The 21,118-nt window shown below is 59.7% G+C and carries 16 protein-coding genes; 5 read left to right on the top strand and 11 right to left on the bottom strand.

The features are described from left to right. Positions 1-33: 33 nt before the first annotated feature. On the bottom strand, positions 34-1,002 hold the full coding sequence (locus HMPREF2920_RS04265; protein ID WP_016421944.1) for an ABC transporter permease: 969 nt from the start codon (positions 1,000-1,002) through the stop codon (positions 34-36). 75 nt (positions 1,003-1,077) lie between these two features. Here HMPREF2920_RS04265 and HMPREF2920_RS04260 point away from each other — a divergent pair, with 75 nt between their 5' ends. Next, entirely contained in the window at positions 1,078-1,677 is a 600-nt protein-coding gene (locus HMPREF2920_RS04260; RefSeq protein WP_048732292.1) for a TetR/AcrR family transcriptional regulator, read from the top strand. A gap of 161 nt (positions 1,678-1,838) precedes the next feature. After that, positions 1,839-2,810 carry an N-acetylmuramoyl-L-alanine amidase gene (locus tag HMPREF2920_RS04255; RefSeq protein WP_016421946.1) on the top strand — a complete coding sequence of 324 codons (972 nt, stop codon included), beginning with the start codon at positions 1,839-1,841 and terminating at the stop codon, positions 2,808-2,810. Positions 2,811-2,879: 69 nt separating this feature from the next. Here HMPREF2920_RS04255 and HMPREF2920_RS04250 read toward each other — a convergent pair whose 3' ends face one another. Further along, positions 2,880-4,931: an acyl-CoA dehydrogenase family protein gene (locus HMPREF2920_RS04250; protein ID WP_016421947.1), complete on the bottom strand. Its 2,052-nt coding sequence runs from the start codon at positions 4,929-4,931 to the stop codon at positions 2,880-2,882. 215 nt (positions 4,932-5,146) lie between these two features. Then, a complete protein-coding gene (locus HMPREF2920_RS04245) occupies positions 5,147-6,490 on the bottom strand; it encodes an MFS transporter (protein ID WP_016421948.1) in 1,344 nt (447 codons plus the stop codon). 751 nt (positions 6,491-7,241) lie between these two features. Between HMPREF2920_RS04245 and HMPREF2920_RS04240 the strand changes: the two genes are divergently transcribed. Further along, on the top strand, positions 7,242-8,531 hold the full coding sequence (locus HMPREF2920_RS04240) for an MFS transporter (RefSeq protein ID WP_070854034.1): 1,290 nt from the start codon (positions 7,242-7,244) through the stop codon (positions 8,529-8,531). Between the two features lie 129 nt (positions 8,532-8,660). After that, positions 8,661-9,626, top strand: a complete 966-nt coding sequence (locus HMPREF2920_RS04235; protein WP_070854049.1) for a GDP-mannose 4,6-dehydratase — start codon at positions 8,661-8,663, stop codon at positions 9,624-9,626. Between the two features lie 6 nt (positions 9,627-9,632). Here the strand turns inward: HMPREF2920_RS04235 and HMPREF2920_RS04230 are convergent, their stop codons facing one another. From HMPREF2920_RS04230 to HMPREF2920_RS04200, 7 genes are all read right to left on the bottom strand, one after another. Further along, positions 9,633-10,628, bottom strand: coding sequence for a DsbA family protein (locus HMPREF2920_RS04230; RefSeq protein WP_070854033.1), 996 nt, complete (start codon positions 10,626-10,628; stop codon positions 9,633-9,635). A 49-nt stretch (positions 10,629-10,677) separates the two neighbouring features. After that, positions 10,678-11,100 carry a DUF2304 domain-containing protein gene (locus tag HMPREF2920_RS04225; protein WP_070854032.1) on the bottom strand — a complete coding sequence of 141 codons (423 nt, stop codon included), beginning with the start codon at positions 11,098-11,100 and terminating at the stop codon, positions 10,678-10,680. Next, positions 11,097-11,789, bottom strand: a complete 693-nt coding sequence (locus tag HMPREF2920_RS04220; protein WP_048732520.1) for a glycosyltransferase family 2 protein — start codon at positions 11,787-11,789, stop codon at positions 11,097-11,099. Before HMPREF2920_RS04220 ends, HMPREF2920_RS04225 begins: the two co-directional genes overlap by 4 nt. A 23-nt stretch (positions 11,790-11,812) precedes the next feature. Further along, positions 11,813-12,634 (bottom strand): glycosyltransferase, encoded by an 822-nt coding sequence (locus HMPREF2920_RS04215; protein ID WP_070854031.1) that lies wholly within the window; start codon positions 12,632-12,634, stop codon positions 11,813-11,815. A gap of 74 nt (positions 12,635-12,708) precedes the next feature. Continuing rightward, positions 12,709-14,094, bottom strand: coding sequence for a polysaccharide biosynthesis protein (locus tag HMPREF2920_RS04210; protein ID WP_070854030.1), 1,386 nt, complete (start codon positions 14,092-14,094; stop codon positions 12,709-12,711). A gap of 18 nt (positions 14,095-14,112) precedes the next feature. After that, positions 14,113-15,573: a M1 family metallopeptidase gene (locus HMPREF2920_RS04205; protein WP_070854029.1), complete on the bottom strand. Its 1,461-nt coding sequence runs from the start codon at positions 15,571-15,573 to the stop codon at positions 14,113-14,115. Between the two features lie 10 nt (positions 15,574-15,583). Further along, a complete protein-coding gene (locus tag HMPREF2920_RS04200; RefSeq protein WP_083327111.1) occupies positions 15,584-17,758 on the bottom strand; it encodes a prolyl oligopeptidase family serine peptidase in 2,175 nt (724 codons plus the stop codon). Positions 17,759-17,840: 82 nt separating this feature from the next. Between HMPREF2920_RS04200 and lpdA the strand changes: the two genes are divergently transcribed. After that, positions 17,841-19,256: a dihydrolipoyl dehydrogenase gene (gene lpdA / locus HMPREF2920_RS04195; protein WP_042389081.1), complete on the top strand. Its 1,416-nt coding sequence runs from the start codon at positions 17,841-17,843 to the stop codon at positions 19,254-19,256. Positions 19,257-19,498: 242 nt separating this feature from the next. Here lpdA and ramB read toward each other — a convergent pair whose 3' ends face one another. Next, the gene (gene ramB / locus HMPREF2920_RS04190) at positions 19,499-20,923 is read right to left on the bottom strand and encodes an acetate metabolism transcriptional regulator RamB (protein ID WP_038629316.1); all 1,425 of its coding nucleotides are present in this window, start codon (positions 20,921-20,923) and stop codon (positions 19,499-19,501) included. Between the last annotated feature and the right edge of the window lie 195 nt (positions 20,924-21,118).

Genomic DNA, 21,118 nt, shown 5'->3' with positions numbered 1-21,118 from the left:
TGAAACGGGATCCTTTAAAAAGGGTCCCGTTTTTTATTTTTTGGATCGGTCAAACATGAGGAGAGCGAATCCAGCGGCAACCCAGACGATGAGAACCCACCACGCTGCCCCAGCACCGTTGCCATCGAAAAATGACAGTGACCTGACTAGGTAGCCAGTCGCCCCAATGGGCATCCACTGGCCAAGGGTGGACCAACCGGCCGGAAGCAGCCAGGGGCCGGTGGACAGTCCAGAGAGCGGGTTCGCCAAGAAAATCGTCAAAATGGCGCCGATGCCCACACCGGGAGTGCCAATAATGGCCGCAAGCCCGGCGGTAAGCATTGAGGTAGCCAGGATTCCCAGAGAAATAGCCAGCCATTCCATGCCGAAGCTGCCCGAAAGCGTGCCGTAGACAGAGTGGAGCATCCACGTTGCCACGAGGGCTCCGAAGACTGCGATGCCAGCGAGGACACCCAATTTCGTCCACTTCTTACCTCGGAAGAGGAAGGTGGCTATAACTGCCGAGATGATACCGCCGAAAGCCAGCGGCAAGCCGAGGAGCGCGACACCGGAAGCTTGTGGGTCATCCTGTGTGGTTGGAGCCAAATCCTCCCGCTCTACAGGGATGTTTTGAGACTCGAGGGTCGTCGCAATGCCGTCGATAAGCTGCGAGTAAGGTGCGCCGTTGCCTGAAGCGGTGTAGGCGGTAGCGCCCGTCGGGGAGATGACGATGCCGCCAACAGTTTCGCGATTGAGGATTGACTCGCGTACGGCGTCAGGGGTGTCCATCACCTGGATATCAGGAGCATCGTCGCCAGCTTTGTGTTCGATGGCTTGGGTGATTTGTTCGGATATTGGGGCGGGGGCAGTCAGCGCAATGGGGACATCGTTCGGGCCGGAGGCAAATGTCGGTGCCAGGAACGCGAAGAGCATGAGCCCGATGACGAGCGGAATACCGAAGATCACGGCTACTGCTTTGGGGGCGGGTGAGGCTTTTTTCGTCTCAGTCGTAGCTGTTGACATGGCCTATCTCCTAACTGGAGCAGAGTGTTTCACTTACAAAGTGGAGCATAGTGTTCCGTTTGTTAGGATGCGAGTGTGAGACAAGATGCAGTGATGAACAGTGATGCCATCGTGGAAGCAGCGCGAAAACTCTTGATAGAGCAAGGAGCCGGTGTATCCATGCGTGCGATTGCCAGGGAGGCCGGTGTCGGTTTAGCTACGGCAAGCAGGCACTTTCCCAGCAGGATTGAGCTTCTCGGCGCAGTCAGTGCTCGTGTTGCAGCTGATATCGACAGGGTTACTGAGGCAGCCGTAGCTCAGTTTGACGACGATCCGGACGGCGCTTGGCACGAAGCAGTCCACGCGATCGCGAAATTAAGTGTTGCGGCACTTGCCCAGGCATTATTCAGCGATCTCAATACCAGTTTGGGGAGCGAGGCGAAAAAGATTGATGGCATTATCGAAAAGCGAATGACGGAGTTGCGTCAGAGCTATACGCGACTGCTGGATAAGGCAAAAGCAGCTGGGCTATGCCCGGAGGACGTTGCACCGCTTGATTTCCACCTTGGGCTCGCTGTGGTGTCGCGTCCCCTTCCTAACTCTGCAGCGGTCGAGCAGTACTTTCCCGGTGTGCAAGAAAAGCTTGTGGACTTAATGCTTACGGGTTTGGCAGCACAGGCGAAGGGGAATCACTAAACCCCTCGGTGATAAGTCCTGAAAAATCCTGCACACGTCCCGACGTGCGGTGATTCCCCGAAACGAAGGGGGAGGAAATCTCGGAGCCGGCGACTCTCAATCGAGTGTTTGCTACTGTTACTCAGCACATAGCAGGTACGCGGAAACTAGGAGAACGCACTATGCGGCAGCCCGGACACCAGGGACTAGCAGTGCAGCGATCAGCAAGACGACTAGCTGTGGCTTTGGTGGCTGCGGCAATTTTGCCAGCCGGTCTTGTAGCTTGCACCATCGACACGGAGGCTTCCAAAGCAGGAAGCGCTCAGCAAGCTGCGTCGACAGAAACGCAAACGTCGTTGGCAGCTGAAGAAGAGGCTATGCAGATGCCGAACCCCACTCCGCCGAATGAGGAGTCTGCAATGTCTGATTCTGCTAACCCCGACGCAGTCGCTTCTGGCGATGCACAACAACAGCAAGCTAATCGCGCTACTTCGCGTGCCGACGGCTCCAGCGCTGTAGCCGGCAAGGTCATCTACCTCGACCCGGGACACGCCGGCACCCCACCACCAGCGGACATGATGGTCACTGACGGCCGCGGTGGCCAGAAGCCATGTAATACCTCCGGTACCGCTTCCAATGACGGCTTCCCGGAGCATGAGTTCAATTGGCTGATGGCGCAGGAAATTAAGCAGCTGCTCGAACAGCGCGGTGCTCAGGTGCTGCTCAGCCGCGTCGATGACACCGGTCGTGCAGATTGCATCGATGCCCGTGCAGAGAAGGAAAATGCCTCCAACGCCGATGCCGTGGTGAGCCTTCACGCAGATGGTGCTGGAGAGGGCAACCGCGGATTCCATGTGTCTGCGATTTCGCAGCCGCTCGCCAATAATGACGAGCAGGGATCTACCGCGCTGGCAACCGCGCTGCGCGATGCTTTTGTCGCAGCCGGTTTTGCTCCATCCAACTACCTCGGTAGCCAGGGGCTGAATCCGCGCGCTGACCTCACCGGACTCAACCTATCGACGAAACCAAAGGCACTGGTCGAATACGGCAACATGCGTGATAGCAGCGACATTGCCCTCTTGACCTCCAACGAAGGCCGTCAGCGCTTGGCAGAGGCCACTGTGGCTGGGTTGGAAGGTTTCTTGGCGCAGTAGCCAACCTGCGCATCCAGGCCGTAGCTACCTCACACCAGTCACCGCCACAGCAGCCAACCGGCCAACACGCTAACTAGCCGGGTTTGCCTTAGCTTTCGGTGTCATCGCGTCGTAAGGCTCCATCATGGGGATATCCAGCATGGTGCTGGGGACACCGAAGGCGTCGACAAGCACCTCAGACCAGGGGCCAAGGGAATCAACAAGATCGGCCAAGCCCGCCCGCGCGCCCTTGGTGCGAGTACCGGTGAGCAGTGACTGCTCCAAGAACCAGCCGGCGTTATCGCAGACCACCGACAGGAAGAACACATCGCGAACCTGCTCGAGCACCTCTTGAGAGCGCTCATCTGTGAGTGTGGATTCAGCTTCAAAGAACGCTTCCAAAATCATGCGATCGATATGCGCCCACGCGCAGGAAATCATGTGGTCCTGGACCTTGTCCACCAGCTTCGCGGCCTTTTCCACAGGCAGTTTCCGCGCCGGGCGCAGCCTGCGAGCAAGGGACTTGAGAAGTCGATTCTCGCGCTCGATGAGCAATTGCATCTGGCTGGCGGGGTCAAAGAGCGAGGACTCATCAGCGTCAGTCAGCGCATCCAAGAGGTTCTGAACGACGGCGTCCGCACCGGTGCGACGGCGCAAAATGCCACTGAAATTGTCGAGGCCGAAGCGCACCATTTCCAGGTTGGAAAAACTCTGTACCTCCCGGGCAAAACCACCCAAAAGTTCCTTGGTGACCAGCTGCAACATCACCACGTTGTCGCCCTCAAAGGTAGTGAATACGTCAGAGTCCTCTTTGAGAATGGTCAACAGGTTCTCCGCCATGTAGCCAGCTCCACCGGTGGCCTCACGCATCTCCTGGATGGCATCGGTGGCATGCGCGGTGTTGGCGACCTTCAATGCGGCGGCATGTGCCTCCGCTTCACGTAGATCGCGAGCCTGCTCCGGGGTTAGATTCGCACGGTCCAGCCCTTCCGCTTCGAGGTCGTGAATCCGCTTGATCAGCAGGTTGGTGGCAAATTGCAGACCGTACGAACGCGCAATGCGGGGGAGTAGTCGGATTCGGTGCTGGCGGTGCTCAATGAGTTTCTTTTCCGGCAGCGAATCGTCGGGAGCAAATTGGCGCCGCAAGTGTGCGTACTTGGTGCCGATGGTCAGTGCGGTGCGGGTTGCCGCACCAGCGGCCGCACCGACTGTCACGCGGCCGCGCACGAGGGCACCGAGCATCGTGAAAAACCGTGCATTGGGGCTGCCAATATCGCTGCTGTACTCGCCAGCGGCCGAGACATCTGCGAAACGGTTAAGCAGGTTCTCCCGCGGCACGCGGTAATGGTCGAACATGAGAGTGCCGTTGTCCACGCCCAAGAGGCCACCTTTGGTGCCGTGGTCGCCAATCGCAACCCCGTCGACAGGCGAACCGTCATCATTGCGGATCCGGGCAACAATGCAGTGCACACCATGGGATTCTTCTTGTCCTGGTGTGTAGAGCTGGCAAAAAACCGCAGCCCAGCGCCCATCGCGCGCGGCGTTGCCCAAAAACCATTTCTCAGAGGAAGCTGTCGGCGAATTGAGGATGAATTCTTCCGTCTCGGGGTCGTAATGTGCCGTGGTTTCGAGTGATTGCACGTCCGAGCCGTGGCCGCGTTCGGTCATCGCAAAGCAGCCGAGAGCCCGCAGCTCAATGAGGTCACGCACCAACTCGCTGTGACGCTCAGTCCCCAGATTGCTGACAGCGCCGCCGAAAAGGCCCCACTGCACTCCGGACTTCACCATCAACGACAAGTCGGTGTGGCCGAGCATTTCAATCCCGGAGAGTGTCCCGCCGGTATCTCCTGTGCCTCCCTGGTCAGTGCGGAAAGCACCATAGGGCATGCCGGTCTTAAGCACCTTGGACAACGCCTCGGTGGTGTGCTGCCTGGCCTCCTCCACGGTCAGCCCAGAGGTGGGCCGCAGGGTGGGGTCTTCTAAAAGGGCGCGGACATCAGCGCGCGCCTCGGGGAAATAGCCGTCCAGGACCTTTTGCAGTGCGCGTGCCACTTCCGGTTCCGGACGGGAGGGGAGTGTCTTCGGAGCGTCGGTCGAGCGCCGGCGGGGGATTCGCGTGGAGCTGGAAGAATTCTGTGCCATAACCCAACGTTAATGGGATATCTGGGGCTTGTCAGTCGCTTTCGACTGAGAAACTCATGAGGAAATCGGGACCGAGGAAAGAGAAAGCGGGTTATCGGGAGAAAAAGAAGGTGGAAACGCAAAAGCCGTCGTCAAGCAAATGCTGCGTTGTGCAATGCTTGACGACGGCTTGCGTAATCAGACCCTCGGTGGGGCAGATCCCTTAGCTGTGGGAACTAGACGCGCGACTTAACTTCGTCGAGGTTAGTTTCCGGGTGCTCGATCAGGTCTCGGTCTTCGAGACCCTTCGGCAGCAGGAACAGGGCAATCAGTGCCGGGATAGCCATGGCCATCAGGTAGACGGAGATGTAGAACGGGTTGCCGGTGGCGTCCATGATCATCTGGGCAATCATCGGAGCGAATGCGCCACCGAGGACGGCGCCGATGGCGTAAGCGATGGAAGCGCCCGAGTAGCGGACCTCAGCCGGGAACATCTCGGAGTACATGGCTGGCTGCGGGCCGAAGGTCAGGGCCAGTGGCAGGGTGAGAACTGCGACGGTCATGATGTACAGGAACGGACCCTGGTCCAGGATGCTCCACATGACGGCCTCCCAAATCATAATCACGACGTAGCCGATGATGAAGGTCTTAGCGCGGCCGATGCGGTCGGACCAAGCACCGGCGATGAACATGAAGATGGTCCAGCAAATACCAGCGACGAGAGTACCGGTCCATGCGACGGTTGCGGGGTAGCCCAGTGTCTTCTGTGCGTAAGCGCCGAAGAATGCGATCACGAGGTAACCGGTAGCCTGCTGAGCAGCGAAGATCAGAGCACCCTGGATGACCTTGCCCCAGTGGTTGCGGAAGAGCTCCGGCAGCGGAGCGGAACGCTCGGCAGACTCAGTCTGCATAGCCTGGAAGACCGGGGACTCGTCAACGGAACGGCGAATCATGTAACCGATCAGAACCAAGATGAAGGACAGCAGGAACGGCACACGCCAGCCCCAGTCCATGTAGGCTTCCTCGCCGACGATTGCCATAACAATCAGCATGGTGCCGGTCGCGAGGGTCAGACCCAGCGGAACACCGGCCTGCGGGAATGCGCCGTAGAGACCGCGCTTTTCCTTCGGTGCGTACTCCACGGACATCAGGGCTGCACCGCCCCATTCACCGCCAGCGGAAATACCCTGGAAAACACGGAGGAGAACCAGCAGGATAGGTGCGGCGATGCCGATTGATTCATAGGTCGGTAGCAGGCCGATGCAGAAAGTAGCCGCACCCATGCCGATGAGGGTGAAGACCAGAATCATCTTGCGGCCGTAACGGTCACCGATATGGCCAGCGACGATCGCGCCAAGCGGGCGGAAGAGGAAGGAAATACCCAGGGTTGCCCAAGCGAGGACCTGGGCCACCTGTGGATTCGACTGTGCAGCAGGCTCGATGAAGTGCGGAGCAAGCACGATAGCTGCGGCCTGAGCGTAAATCAGGAAGTCATAAAACTCGATGGTCGTACCCACGAGAGTTCCCGTGAGCACCTGACGGCGCTGCTTGGGATCATTCGCGATGATCGAAGTAGTCATAAAAAAACAAGACTTTCTTTACATACCCGTCCGCACGGCCATCGAGGACCTTGGTGATCTCAGCGGTCGCGCAGAAATCGCCCCAGGTTTTTCTCAGCCAGCGTTTGGGGAATGGACAGATTGTTTGACGGTGTCGAATTCTTACACAGCCAGACCGGTAGCGACCAGCGTTTGAACTTCAGCGAGCGGTGACAAAAAGTGAACAACGGGGGTAATGGGGGTCGGTGAATGGCGGTAGATTTCCTTTGTTTGTGACCGATTTATTTATACGCATGCCTGAAAAAGGCGGATTCGGGGGTGTGCAAAGGGGGTGGGTTGGGCACTACTTAACGACGGGTTGTTTCTGGATCGATTTGCGCGACCTGGCGGCCGTCTATGTGCGAGATTGTCTTAAATAGGGGAAATCTGCGTTTTATGGCTGTTCGACTACCCCCACATTGAACTAATTTGTAATTATATATTCAGAAGTTGTGTGAATGGTGTGGCAAAAGTGGCTCAAGATACAGAAGAAGTAACGGAACAATAACGATGTAGTGTCGAAAAGGGCACTGCCCCCGGATGGGGCAGGGAAACAAGGTTGGCAACAAGTCACCCCGAGACGGGGGTGTGGGCCCCAGGTTTCAGGGGCATTTTGGGGCGGTGGTAGCGCCAAGCGCCGAAACCACCCCGACACATCTTTTGTGGTTAGCCCCCGTAACTCAATTTCCACCATTGCGCGTAAGGCGCTGGGGACCGTCGTAAAGTAAACGACATGTCTTCTCACGCAGGAACTAACGGCAATGAAAATGAGGTACCTCACGGCAGGGCCAAATCCAATAAGGGCACGCCGCTGTGGTTGCTTGCCGCAATTGCAGTTTTCGCCGTCGCGTGGGGTGGCAACGAATTCACGCCGCTGATGGTGATGTACCGCGAAAATGCCGACCTGGCGCCGGTGTTTATTGACCTTCTATTGCTGGTCTACGCCCTCGGTATCGCGCCGGCACTGCTGATTTCCGGCCCAATCTCGGACCGTATCGGCCGTAAGCCGGTGATGCTCGCCGCGCCGGTTCTCTCGATTCTGGGGTCGACTCTTATTGCGTTGGGCGAGACTACCGCCCCGCTTATTCTCACTGGTCGCTTTATCTCTGGCTTGGCAGTCGGCATTGTCATGGCCGTGGGCGGCTCGTGGGTAAAAGAGCTCTCTGATCCGCGCTTTGACCCCAAGGCCAAGTCAACCTCGGGTGCGAAGCGTCAGTCCATGGCGCTGACCTTGGGCTTTGGTCTGGGTGCGGGAATTGCCGGCACGCTGGCGCAGTTCGCACCGCTGCCGGGGCAGCTGGCTTATATCATCCACATCCTGATTTCTATCCCGACAATCTTCGGTCTGTTGGCCGTGCCGGAGACCCGCCAGTCGCCGCACCTGGGCGGCAGTAATGCTCCGCGCGAGACCCTCTGGGAGTCTCTACGTACCCCATCGGTAACTAACCGTCGCTTCCTGCTCGTCGCCGCGATGGGAGCGCCGTGGGTCTTCGGTGCAGCCGGTGTTGCCTACGCAATCATTCCGTCTCTGCTTCAGGACCACGTCTCCCAGCCAGTGTTCTACTCCGCGATGGTCACACTGTTTGCGCTGCTCTGCGGTTTTGGTATTCAGCAGATTGGTCCCCGCTTTGTGACCGAGCACAACGCCCGCGGTTCGCTAATCGCAATTGGCATTGTGGTTATCGGTATGGGCTTGGCGGCCTGGATGTCCACCAACCCCACCGCAGTGACGGCGTTCATTGCAGCGCTGGTGTTGGGCGCCGGCTACGGTCTGTCCATGTTTACCGGCCTCAACGAGGTACAGCGCATCGCTGGCCCACGCGATATGGCTGGTCTGACCGGTATCTTCTACTGCCTGACCTACATCGGCTTCGCATTCCCGGCAATTCTGACCAAACTCTCCGAGTCCATCTCCTGGATGACCTACCCGGTCATGCTCGGTGGCGGTATGGTCATCGCCATCTTGATGGGCTTGGTTATTCTCTTCAATTCCACTGTCAACCTGCCACAGCGCGCTGAGTAATCTCGCATTCCTCGGAAGACTAATCAACCCCGTCAATGTGAGGTTGGCACACGTATAAGCGGTTTTCCTTACCAAGCGCCTATAGTTCTTCCTATGGAGAAGCACAAGAACGAATCACCGGCCACCGCGATGACAGTATCGTCGGCAAGCGCGAAACCCCGCGCGCTGGTGACGGGCGGTGCGGGATTCATCGGTTCGACGCTGGTTGACCGGCTGCTGGCGGAAGGGTACGCAGTCACGGCGCTGGACGATCTCTCCCATGGAAAGCTGGAAAACCTCCAGCAGGCATCGCTTAACGACGACTTTGAGTTCGTAGCCGCCGATGTGTTGGAGGTGGATTGGGACGAGCTGCTCGAGCGTAGCCGTCCGGAAGTCATTTTCCACCTGGCAGCGCAGATTGATGTGCGGATTTCCGTGGCCGATCCGGTGCGGGATGCGACACTGAACATTATCGGCACCATCAAGCTCGCCGATGCGGCCCGAAAGCAGGGGGTTCGCAAGATTGTGTTTACTTCTTCGGGTGGATCTATCTACGGCACGCCGGAGAAGCTGCCGGTGTCGGAAAGCGTGCCGGTCAATCCGCTGAGCCCCTATGCCGCCTCGAAGGCGACGGGTGAGCTGTACCTGAACATGTTCCGCAACCTCTATGGTCTCGAGTGCTCGCACATTGCCCCGGCGAATGTGTACGGCCCGCGGCAGGATCCGCACGGCGAGGCCGGAGTGGTGGCTATTTTCGCCCAGCGACTGCTGGCGGGGGAGTCGACCAAGGTGTTCGGCGACGGCGGAAATACCCGCGACTATGTGTATGTAGACGATGTGGTGGATGCGTTTTACCGCGCATCCGGCGAGGTCGGTGGCGGAATGCGCTTTAATGTCGGCACCGGTGTAGAAACTTCGGATCGGCAGCTGCACTCGTTGGTGGCGCAGGCTGCGGGTGCTGAGGATAATCCGGAGTTTGCACCGCCGCGCACTGGTGATGTGGCGCGGTCGGCGCTGGACCCCACACGGGCGCATGAGGTACTCGGCTGGGAACCAGCTATGAGTATTCAGGAGGGCGTGGCTCGCACTGTCGAATACTTCCGGAATCAGGGTTAGCGCAGCTTACTTGCCAGCTTCTTCCATGCGCTTAGCGTGGATGAGAGCCAACTCGATGTTGTCCTCGAACACGTCGCGCGGCTGTGCGCCCGAGACGAACTGAGTACCAACGAGGAAGCCCGGAGTACCGGAAATGCCCAGCATGGAACCGAACTGGGTGGCATTCTCGACCGCCTCGGTCCACTTGCCGTCCTTAAGCTCCTTTTCAAAGCGCTTCATGTCCGGCACACCGGCCTCACGAGCGACGGCAATCAGTTCCTTTTCAGTGAACTCCGGGTGGCCCTGGCCCTTTTCGCCGGCCTTCTTAAACAGCGCACGGGAGAACTCCCAGAACTTGCCCTGAGCTGCCGCGGCACGGCCGGCCTCAGCGTCCTTGATGGCCTTCTCACCATTGATGGCCATATCGTTCCACTCCAGGCGGACCAGACCCTCATTGACATACTTTTCCACGAGGTCAGGCTCGGTTTCGTTTGCGAACTTCGCGCAGAACGGGCATTCGAAGTCCGAGTAGATCGAGATTACGACCGGCGCATCCACTGCACCGAGAGCAAAAGGATCATTTTCATTGCGGCGGTGGACATTGTCCATATCCTCCGGGGACTTCAGCTGCGCTCCCGCCTTTGGGCCGTAGATGCTGGCGTCGAAAGAGCCATTCGGGCCAGGTACAGGCGCAATTTCCCCCTTGCCTGGTGCAACGCCCGCCATGTTGACGGTGCTCACGCCGTTGAAGCTAGCCGAACGCGAGCCAGCGAAGAAGCCCGCTGCGCCGACAACGATCAATGCGACGACAGCTAGCGCCCATGCGGCGTTCGGAATCGAGTACCACGACTTGGTTTTTCCATCACTGTCGGCAGACCAGGACTCCAAGTCCTGTTCAGTGGGTACCGGCTGAGAAGCCTGCTGGGGTTCCTGCTGTGTCCCCTGCGGCGCTGCGTCTGCCGAGGGCTGCTGCGAATCGCTGCTGTTGTCAGCGGCGATGTTGTCCTTATTTTCTTCGCTCATGGCTTCTATGGAACCACAGCCTCAGATTCACATGCGCTTAGCGTGCCGATTAGTCGGACGGAGCGTTGTTCTCGGCGTTCGTCGCGCTGTCTTTTTGGCTGCTGTTCTGGCTGCCCGAAATCACAATTTCTTCTTCCGGACGCACAGCGGTCTTCAAGGCCACTGCACGAGCCAGTCGCGCGTAGCGTAGCTCCTGTTCGCGGAAGCGGATGTAGGACGACACCGTGGTAAACACGAACGCCAACACCAGTACGTAGAGCAGCAAATCGGTGCCTCGGTTCACACCAATCCAGTTGGCCACCACGGTCAGATCGTCGGGACGCACGATTGCCCACAGGCACGCGATGACGAAAACGACGAATCCCAGCTTCACGCCCGCCTTGGCGCGCGCTTTACGACGGTTAGCGACGAAGTAAGCGACCAGGCCCACCATCGCCAGCAGCAAAATAATTTGAACGATGGATGCGGTCATGGCAGCCTCTTCGAAATCAGGGAGTCGGCAAGGATATTGACACCGTTGAACAAGGATTGTCCTTTGGACATGGAGTATTCCGTGTAGAGGATATCCACCGGCTGCTCAGCGGTACGCCAGCCTCTGTTGTCCATGACCTCGACAAATTCGGAGGCATGGCTCATGCCGTTCATGCGCAGGTTCAGTTGCTCTGCCACCGTGCGGTTGAAGGCGCGTAGGCCGTTGTGGGCGTCGGTAAGCCCGAGCCGGCGCGTGCGTGGTGACAACATGACCACCGTCTTGAGGACAATTCGCTTAATCAGCGGCACCTGGTCATCCTCGGCGCGAGGGCGGCCGAAACGGGTTCCCACAATGATGTCGATTGGTTCGGTGCGCAGTCGCTGCACCATAGCGACGACGTCCTTGACCTGGTGCTGGCCATCGGCGTCGAAGGTGACAAAGTACTTCGATCCAGCCTGCGCGCGAGCGTATTCCACGCCGGTCTGGATAGCGGCACCTTGACCCAAATTGACAGGGTGGTTGACCAGGTGAGCGCCGGCCCTGTGGATCTCCAGGCTGGAGTTATCCGAAGAGCCGTCGTTGACCGCGACAATGTTGGGGAAGGTCTCGCGAGCGTGCTCGAGAACCTCACGAATAACCTGGCCCTCGTTGTAGCACGGCACAATCAGCCAGGTGTCCGAGAAATCCATGTTGTCAGTCATCGCTCCGAAGCCTACCGCACAAACAATCGTCGATATGCGCGTGACATGAGCTGAGTTGGCAAAAGTCGGAAAAGTGTCCGCACCGCCAAGTTAAATACCGCCCGCGGCCGGGAAATCAGTCCCTTAGCTACCAGCGTGCGCTGGAGCTGGCGTTCACCGCGGATGATGCCGCGCGAGGTTCGTCGCTCGAACATGCCGTCGGCGCGGAAGTACACCAGCGGCTCGGGCAGATTCTTAAACTTCGCGCCAACGGCCATGAGACGCACCCAGAGGTCATAGTCCTCCATCAGACGGATGTCGCGATATCCGCCGACCTCACGCACCTTCGCCGTGCGCAGCATCGAGGAGGGGTTATTTACAGGCGAATTGATCTTGATATAACGCGCAATCTCGGCGTGCGTCTGCGGCAGAGTCCGCACGCGCACCACATTGTTCGGCGTGCCCTCGAACTCCGCCATTGCACTGCCCAATACATCCAACTCCGGGTCAGCGGTCAGCGCGTCCCACTGCTTTTCAAATCGGTCCGCACGCGCAATATCGTCCGCATCCAGCCGCGCCACCCATGGTGTTTCCACCAGCCGAAGACCCGCCTGCGAAGCCACTCCCGAGCCACCATTTTCCGCACACCGCAGCACTGTCATCTCCGAATGCGCCTGTTCATGCTTGACGACGACCCGGTCGAGTTCCTGCCCAATCGGGCCATCGATGACCACAATGACGTGCGCGGCCGGACGCGTCTGGTTCCACAGCGACTGCAGCGCAGTATCGAGCTGGTCGGGGACGACGCGGTGGTAGACGGTCATGAGAACCGTGAGGTCAGTGATGGTGGACATGTGAGTCTCGAACCTTGGGAGTTGCAGGGAGATATGGACGGTGCTTTTTGGGACGGCATCGGATGCGGGTGGTGTTATTCCACCGCAAAAGCCTCCGATACGGCTGACCTGGCAGCACGTGGGGAAAGTGTGCGCAGCGCAAGCAGGTGAATGGCAACACCTACTGCAGAGCCTACGGCGATAGCCGCGACCGTGCGTACCGACAGGTGCCCAGGGAGGAAAAGAATGGCAACGGCGATCGTGGTCGCAGCCAACCAACCGATCAGATACATATGGTGCTTTTCCACTGCCAAGGTGACCGAGCCGGTAATCATCAACATGGCGGTCAACGTCGCACCGAGCGTCAGCGCCGCGAGCACCGGCCCGGACACGTGATAGCTGTCGTCCAGGATGAGAGTCATGATCCACGGGCCGATGAGCCATGCCAGGCCCGTCCCGAAGGTGCCGAAAGCAGCCAACGCTCCCAACGGCTTGGCCAGCGCTGCCAGTACACCCTCGGAGCGATGCCGGACAAAGCTCACAATGATGGCGTTTTGGAACTTCTCCAAGGGCATGAGCAGCGGAGCGCGGGTCAGCGTTACGGCGTAGGCGATTCCCGCAATGGTCACCGCTGCGGTGAAGTTGTTGGCATGCGGAGGGGTAAGTGACTCGGCTATCCCGGCGCCAGTGGTGACCGCTTCGCCGGCAATCTTGACGATTGTCGGAAAACCTGTGACCAGCACAGCAGATGCGCCAGATGCGCCCATGGCCGTGACCATGAGAGTGACGAAGCGGCGCACCGGGACGTCGGCACGCGCGAACATGACCGAGCGGGTTGCCGAGGAAAACAGCGCGAGAATAAGCCAACTGACTGTCCCGAACACCGTAATAATCAGCCAGGCCAGCAGACCCCAGCCGAAGTACCAGGCGACGAGTGCCAGTGCTACGCGCACGAGAATGTCGATCATGATTAGGGCGGCGTAGGGGCCCCACAGCTGGCGGCCGCTGAGCAGACCCGAGGTGGTGGCCTGCATGGAGTACAGAGCAAGGCCACAGGCCATGAGCAGAATTGCAGTGCCGGCATCATCCTGCACGACCAGTGGGGCCCACAGCGGACCCGTCACTGTCATGGTGATGAAAGTAACTGCGGCGACGCCCAGGGAAACTGTGATGGGACGAGCGCCGAGAGTTTGACCCGTTTCGGTAGCTGTCTGTTCCTGTTCCTGCTCCGGCTTCTGCTCTGGGGTCTGTTCACGGGGCCGCTCCCGCCCCCGGTTCCGCGCTTCCGCAGCACCAATCGCGCGCGTGGTCTCCTGCATCAACCCGCCGAGAACACCCGTGAGCGCGAAGAACAGTCCCCAAAACGCCACGAACTGCAGGTTTATAGCATTGGGAAGTGCGCGGGCCGAAATAATCAGCACCGCGAAGCTGCCTATCGCCGCGACAATCGTGGCCAGCGACAACCATTTGAAACCGGACATTGACGTGCCTCTAGCTCTCTAGTCCTTGGCCTTCGAGTAGCCGAGCTTTGCAAACTGAGCAGCCAGCTTCTCGTCCACGATTGGAGCACCATTATCGCCGATGCCCTGGTCAGCAGGGGAGCGCGTCGGGTCAGCGGGGAAGTTTGGCAAGGAGCTGCGTGATAGCCAGGAGTCAAAGATGACATCCAGGTGCGAGGTGGTGATGCCACGCTCACGGCACACGCGGTTGGCCAGTGCGCGGAAGTCCACTGCATCGACCACACTGTGGCGGTTAGTGGTGGTCCACTTGCGCACCAGGTCAAAGAACACTTCGTCGCCCAGCAGCAGACGCAGAGCGTGCACAGTCAGCGCGCCGCGCTTGTACAGACGGTCGTCGAACATCAGCTTTGGCCCTGGGTTGGCGATGACGATGTCCTGCTCTTCCTCAAGCAGATCCAGGTAGTGCTTGCGGGCGTGCACATCCGCGCTGGCACCACCGCTGACCTCGGACCATACCCACTCGGAGTAGCAGGCAAACCCTTCGTTGAGCCAGATATCGCGCCACTGCGAAATGCCGACACTGTTGCCAAACCACTGGTGCGATAACTCGTGGGCGATCAGTCGATTCCACGTGTCCTTGCCGTCGGCGTGGTTGGCACCGAAGATGGAAAGCCCCTGAGCTTCAATGGGGATCTCCAGATCATCCTCACAAATGACCACCTGGTAGGCGCGGAAGGGGTAAGGGCCAAAGAGCTTGGCGAATTCATCGAGCATGCGCCCCTGATCGCGGAAGTCATGGCGAGCATTGGCCACCAGCTCAGAAGGCACCCACGCCACCACAGTCGAGGTTTCACACGGCAGCTCGACCTTCTTAAACTGACCGACATTGATGGTGGCCAGGTAGGAGGCCATGGGCTCCTCGGTGACAAACCGCCAGCGGCGGCGCGATCCGCCCACGTTCACCGGAGCGTCGGCAAGCCCTGGTGCGACGACCTCGTAGGGAGCGTCGGTGACCATCGTGAACTCGTAGAACGCCTTGACCTCGGGATCGTCATCGCAGGGGTACCACGATGCCGCGCCCACCGGCTGCGATGCCACGAGCGCACCGTTTTCCAGTTCCTCCCAGCCAATTTCGCCCCACTTCGAGCGCACCGGACGTGGCGTGCCCGAGTAAGTGACAATCAACTGCAGCGTCTCGTCGGGAGCTAGCTGGCGGTCAAAGGTGACTCGCAGCTTACGACCCGAATGGCGCCAACGCTTCACATCGATAGAGTGTGCCTGCGAATCGGAAATCGCATCCACCGAATCGGCCCCCAGCGCATCCGCAAAGTCGAGCGTGATGTGCGAGGTCCAGGCGTTGATCTCGATATGCAGAGTCGCCGTCGCCTTCAGACGATTCGGCCCGACCCGATAGTCGAGGTCCAGCTCGTATTTGTTCACCCGGAAACCCAGGTTGAACGCGATACCGGTATATGGATTAGTGAAATCAGCGCTACTCACGGCTGTTACCTTACTTGAGCTTGTTCCACAGCCACGTAGATATGAGCGCCTCGACAAACGCGACCTGCGAATTATCCGCTGCGCCCGCGTGCCCGCCCTCTGTGTTTTCGTGATAGTCCACCGGCTGTCCCGCCTCTTCCAGCAGCCACGCCAGGCTCCGCGCATGCGCCGGGTGGACACGGTCGTCCCTGGTGGAAGTCGTAATCAACGCCGGTGGGTAGGCGCGCTGCTCTCGCTTGACGACGCGCTGGACCGGCGAATACTGCGCAATTGCAGCCCGCTCGGTGGGGTCGTCCGGGTTTCCATACTCGGCCATCCAGGAGGCTCCCGCGGACAGCCTGTGATAGCGCATCATGTCCGCCAGCGGCACCTGGGACACCACTGCGCCTACCAACTCCGGGTAGGAGGTGAGGCAGACAGCGGTCAGCAACCCGCCGTTGGAACCACCGCGCACGCCCAGCTGTTCGCGCGTGCAGTAGCCACGTGCAACAAGGTCGCGCAGCACGGCCTGATGATCCTCATAGACCCTCATCCGCTCAGTCTTGACCACCGAGGAGTGCCAGGTCGGGCCGAATTCGCCACCGCCACGCAGGTTGGCCTCCACGAAGTACCCGCCCCGCTCGAGCCAGGTCAGGCCACGAATCGCCGAGTACTGCGGGACCAGTGAGACCTCGAAACCGCCGTAGGCGTGCACGAGGGTAGGGGCTGGGTTCGGAGTGGGTGTGGCTGTGGTTGTCTCTGCACTAGCGCCTGCGTCAGCACTTGCACCAGCGCCCGCGCTGAAGCGGCCGGTGATGCGATACGGAATCCGCGTGCCATCGGCCGAGGTCGCCCAGTGCTGCCGCGTCTCCATCCCCTCACTGTCGAAGAGCGCCGGAGCACGCCGCACTTCCGTGAGCGGGTTGCCGACTTGCCCGTACCAGAGAGTTGCCGGCTGCGTTGCCGAGGTCGACACCAACCAGATTTCATCGTCGCGTTCAGAGGCCGTATCAATCACGCTCACAGTGGCCTGTGCCGGTAACTCGCCGAAAGCCTCCACCGGCTCCCACGAGCCCTCCCGCAACACGACCAACTTCGTCGCGACATCCTCCAACAGCGTCAACACCAGGAAGTTCTTCGTCCACGCCAGCTGCTGGAACGAGGTGTGCGGATCAGGGGTGAAAATCACCTCCACCTCACGCGAGCCCGCCAGCCACTTTTCGAGCTCCACAACGGCCACGCCACCAGCCGGAATGCCATTGAACTCCGTGCGCGGCATCAGCACCAACCACTGCCTATGGACACTCGTCCGGCAGTCCTGCGGTACCTCCAGGATCTGCAGGGAAAAGTCCCCATTCTGCTGCGCCGCCAACTTGCCCGGACGCTCCGCTGCCACGAACCGCTGCGAATTATAAAAATCATGCGCACGCTCGACAAACAGCCGCTCGAAACCCTCCGTCGCGTCGAACCAGCCGCCCACGGCCACATCATCACTGTGGCCTGAGAAAATCACATCCGCGCTTGACGACGGCATGCCGCGCCGCCACCGACGCACCTGCCGCGGGTAGCCCGAATCCGTCAGTGACCCCGGACCAAAGTCACTGCCAACGAGAATTTCGTCACGACCCAACCAACAGACATCGGACTTCGCCTCCGGGAGGTAGAACGGCTCATCCTCCACAAAAGTGCAGTTGACGAGGTCAAACTCCCGCACCATAGTGGCATCGGCGCCGCCGCGAGAGAGCAGAATCAACGCGCGGTCATACTCCGGATAACGGCACACCGTGCCCTTCCAGACCCAGTTTTCTCCCTCGGCTTTCGCCAGCGCATCGAGGTCGATGAGAGTTTCCCACTCGGTCGCCTGCGGATCTTCCTGGCCAGCCAGATAGCTCTGCAACGAGGTGCGCCGCCACAGGCCCCGCGGATGCTCGGCATCCCGCCAGAAGTTATAGAGGTACTCGCCGCGCCGCACCGGGTATGCGATCCGGGCATCGGTGTTGAGCGCAGCCAGGATGCGTTGTTCCAGGTTGGTGCGGTCGCTGGTGTCGTCGGCAAGCGAATCGACACCTGCGACGGTGGCCTCCGACTGCGCGCGGGCCCACGCCAGCGCCTGGGAGCCGTCGATATCGTCCAGCCAATCGGGGACAAGATCAGTGGAGAGGAAGGAGAGATTGTTGCCCAAGTCGGTGTCCGTGTCGGTGCCCATGCCCACCACCGTAGCCGACCGCAGTAGGTAAAACCGGGACTCGCGCGTGAAGTAAAGACAAGTCGTGCGTAGACTTGTGCACGTGGCTGAACATTTTGATCTTGTAGTACTCGGCGGCGGTCCTGGCGGATACGTCGCAGCAATCCGTGCATCCCAGCTGGGTCTGAAGACCGCTGTGGTGGAGAAGCAATACTGGGGCGGTGTCTGCCTCAACGTTGGCTGTATTCCATCCAAGTCTCTGTTGAAGAACGCCGAGGTGGCGCACATTTTCAACCATGAGGCTAAGACCTTCGGTATCTCCGGCGATGTCTCCTTTGACTTCGGTGCCGCACACGCGCGTTCGCGCAAGGTGTCCGCGGGCATCGTCAAGGGTGTTCATTTCCTGATGAAGAAGAACAAGATCACCGAAATCAACGGTTTCGGTGAATTCACTGGCCCGACCTCCATGGCCATCACTGATGGCGATGACGAAGGCAAGGAAATTACCTTCGATAAGGCGATTATTGCGACCGGCTCTGTCGTCCGTTCCCTGCCGGGCGTTGAGGTCGGCGGCAACATCGTTTCCTACGAAGAGCAGATTCTCTCCGACGAGCTGCCGGACTCCATGGTTATCGTCGGTGCTGGCGCCATCGGTATGGAGTTCGCATACGTCTTGGCTAACTACGGCGTGGATGTCACCATCGTCGAGTTCATGGACAACGTTCTGCCGAACGAGGACGCAGACGTCTCCAAGGTTATTGCCAAGGAATACAAGAAGCTGGGCGTCAAGCTCATGACCGGGCACAAGACCACCTCCATCGTGGACAATGGTGACTCGGTTGAGGTCAAGGTCGAGGCCAAGGATGGCGGCGACGAGCAGACTCTGACCGTCGACCGCGTTATGGTCTCCATCGGCTTCGCACCGCGCACCGAGGGCATCGGCCTGGACAAGGCCGGTGTTGAGCTGGGCGAGCGCGGCGAGATTGTCATCGACGAGTACATGCGCACCAACGTCGACAACATCTACGCCATCGGTGACGTCACCATGAAGCTGCAGCTGGCACACGTCGCTGAGGCACAGGGCGTTATCGCAGCTGAGCACATGGCGGGTCACGAGACCGAGACCATCCCGGACTACAACATGATGCCGCGCGCAACCTTCTGTAACCCGCAGGTTGGTTCCTTCGGTAAGACCGAGGCGCAGGCCAAGAAGTGGGCAGAGGAGAACGGTCGCGAGATTAAGGTCTCCACCTTCCCGTTCTCTGCAAACGGTAAGGCCCAGGGGCTGGCGGAGCCGGCTGGTTTCGTGAAGCTCATTGCAGATGCCGAATACGGCGAGCTGCTGGGTGGCCATATGGTGGGTGCCAACGTTTCCGAGCTCATGCCGCAGCTGGTTCTGGCTGAGAAGTACGAGCTGACCACTGAGGAAATCGGCCGCGCCGTCCACATTCACCCGACCATGTCCGAGGCTATGAAGGAAGCAGCTGAGGGCGTTATGGGCAAGATGATCAACCTGTAAGAGGTTGTGGCTTTGGCCTGGGGCCAGTTTTCGCTGGTCCTGGCTCTCACTGGGCTGGTCCCGGTTCAGGCAAATACGAGTTAGTGCTTAAGTTTATGACAGTTTGACCGTGAAAATCGGTGCGAAAGTGTCATAAACTTAAGCACTTTCTTTTTGGGTCTTCCTTTTTTTTGGGGGGGGGAGCATCCTGCGCGAACCAAGCCCCCGCAAACAGGCCGGCTCCGCGCCCGTCGTAAAGCGAACTAGTACGGCGAGACGGTGGAGCGGTGCATGTTGATGTCGATATCGCGATGGATCGGCGGGAACGCGCGCTGCGGACATGCCTCGCGGGAGCAGACCCTGCAGCCGGCACCGATTGGAGTGGCGGCGTCGAGGTCCGCGAGATCGAGACCATCGGCGTACACGGTGCGCTCAGCGTGACGGGCCTCGCAGCCCAAACCGATGGCAAAAACCTTACCTGGCTTGCCGAAACGTGCCGCGTGATGCTCCACGGTCCGCGAGATCCACATGTACGGCCGACCATCCGGCATGAGCGCGACCTGCCGCATGACTTTGCCGGGGTAGGAGAAAGTCTCGTAGACGTTCCACAGCGGGCAGGTACCGCCCGAATGCGTGAAGTGGAAGCCCGTGGCGGATTGACGTTTGGACATGTTGCCCGCGCGGTCGACGCGCACGAATGTCCACGGGATGCCGCGCAAGCTGGGGCGTTGCATCGTGGACAATCGGTGGCAGATGGTCTCGTAGCCGACACCGTAAGTGCGCGACAACAGCTCGATGTCGTAGCGCTTCGACTCAGCCATCGCATGGAACGACTCATACGGCAGAATCAGCGCCGCCGCGTAATACGTCGCGACTCCGCGCTGCGCCAGCTTCCGCGACTCCTCCGACATGAAATGCCCGGACGCGACGGCCTCGGAAATGGTCTCGCCCTGCTCCAAAAACCCCAGCTCCGTGGCCATGCGGAAGGCCCGCTGTCCCGGCGAGAGGTGCCGCGCGAGGTAGAGCGTCTTCGTCCGCCGATCAAGGCTGTGCTGCACATCGCCTAACGACGATTCCAGCGCAATCCGAATCCCATGGTCGTTGGACAGCCTGTCGGCCAGCACAGAGACCACATCGGTGGTCTCGTCGGTGATGCGCAGCTCGCGGGCCAGCTCCTCAGCGGCGGTGTCGACCGAAGCGATGTAGTTCTGGCGGGCGTAGAAGTAGTCGCGGACCTCCTCATGAGGCATGGTCAGCGCCTGTGAACCGGAGGCGGTGTCGGTGCTGTTGCCGAAGTTGCGCTCCTCGGTGGCCAGAGAGAGTTTGTCCGTGACGTTGCGGTAGCGGCGGTGAATGTCCACCATGATGCGGGCGATATCAGGGTGGTCGCGAACCATTTCCGAGATCTCCTGCAGATCCATGGGAGACTTAGCGATCTCCTTGTCCATTACCACGTCCTGGACCTCAGCGAGGAGGCGGGAGTCGTCATCTCGGGAGAAGAAAGTCGCGTCAACGCCGAATGTGTCCGTGATGCGGAGCAGCACGGGCACAGTCAGCGGGCGGACGTCGTGCTCAATCTGGTTGACGTAACTAGCCGAGAGGCCCAACGCCTGTGCGAGCGCAGCCTGGCTGAGGTCGCGCTCGCGGCGTAGCTGGCGGAGGCGGGATCCGACATAGGTTTTCGACATACTGCCCAGCATATCGCGGGCTTTGCTGAACTTGTGTAGAAAACCGTTGCAACCTTTGCTTACGTGTGTAGGTGCTGAGGTTCTCAGGCACGCTTCACGACGGCCCGGAGTCGACACGTCGATGAACACACAAAAACACCCAGCGGTGGCTGCAGGTGCAGCCCTCGCTGGGTGTTGAAGCTAGGTCTTAGACCT

Source organism: Corynebacterium sp. HMSC075F02 (assembly GCF_001838335.1).
GTDB classification, from domain to species: domain Bacteria; phylum Actinomycetota; class Actinomycetes; order Mycobacteriales; family Mycobacteriaceae; genus Corynebacterium; species Corynebacterium jeikeium_D.
This window is presented reverse-complemented; position numbering and strand designations above follow the sequence as displayed.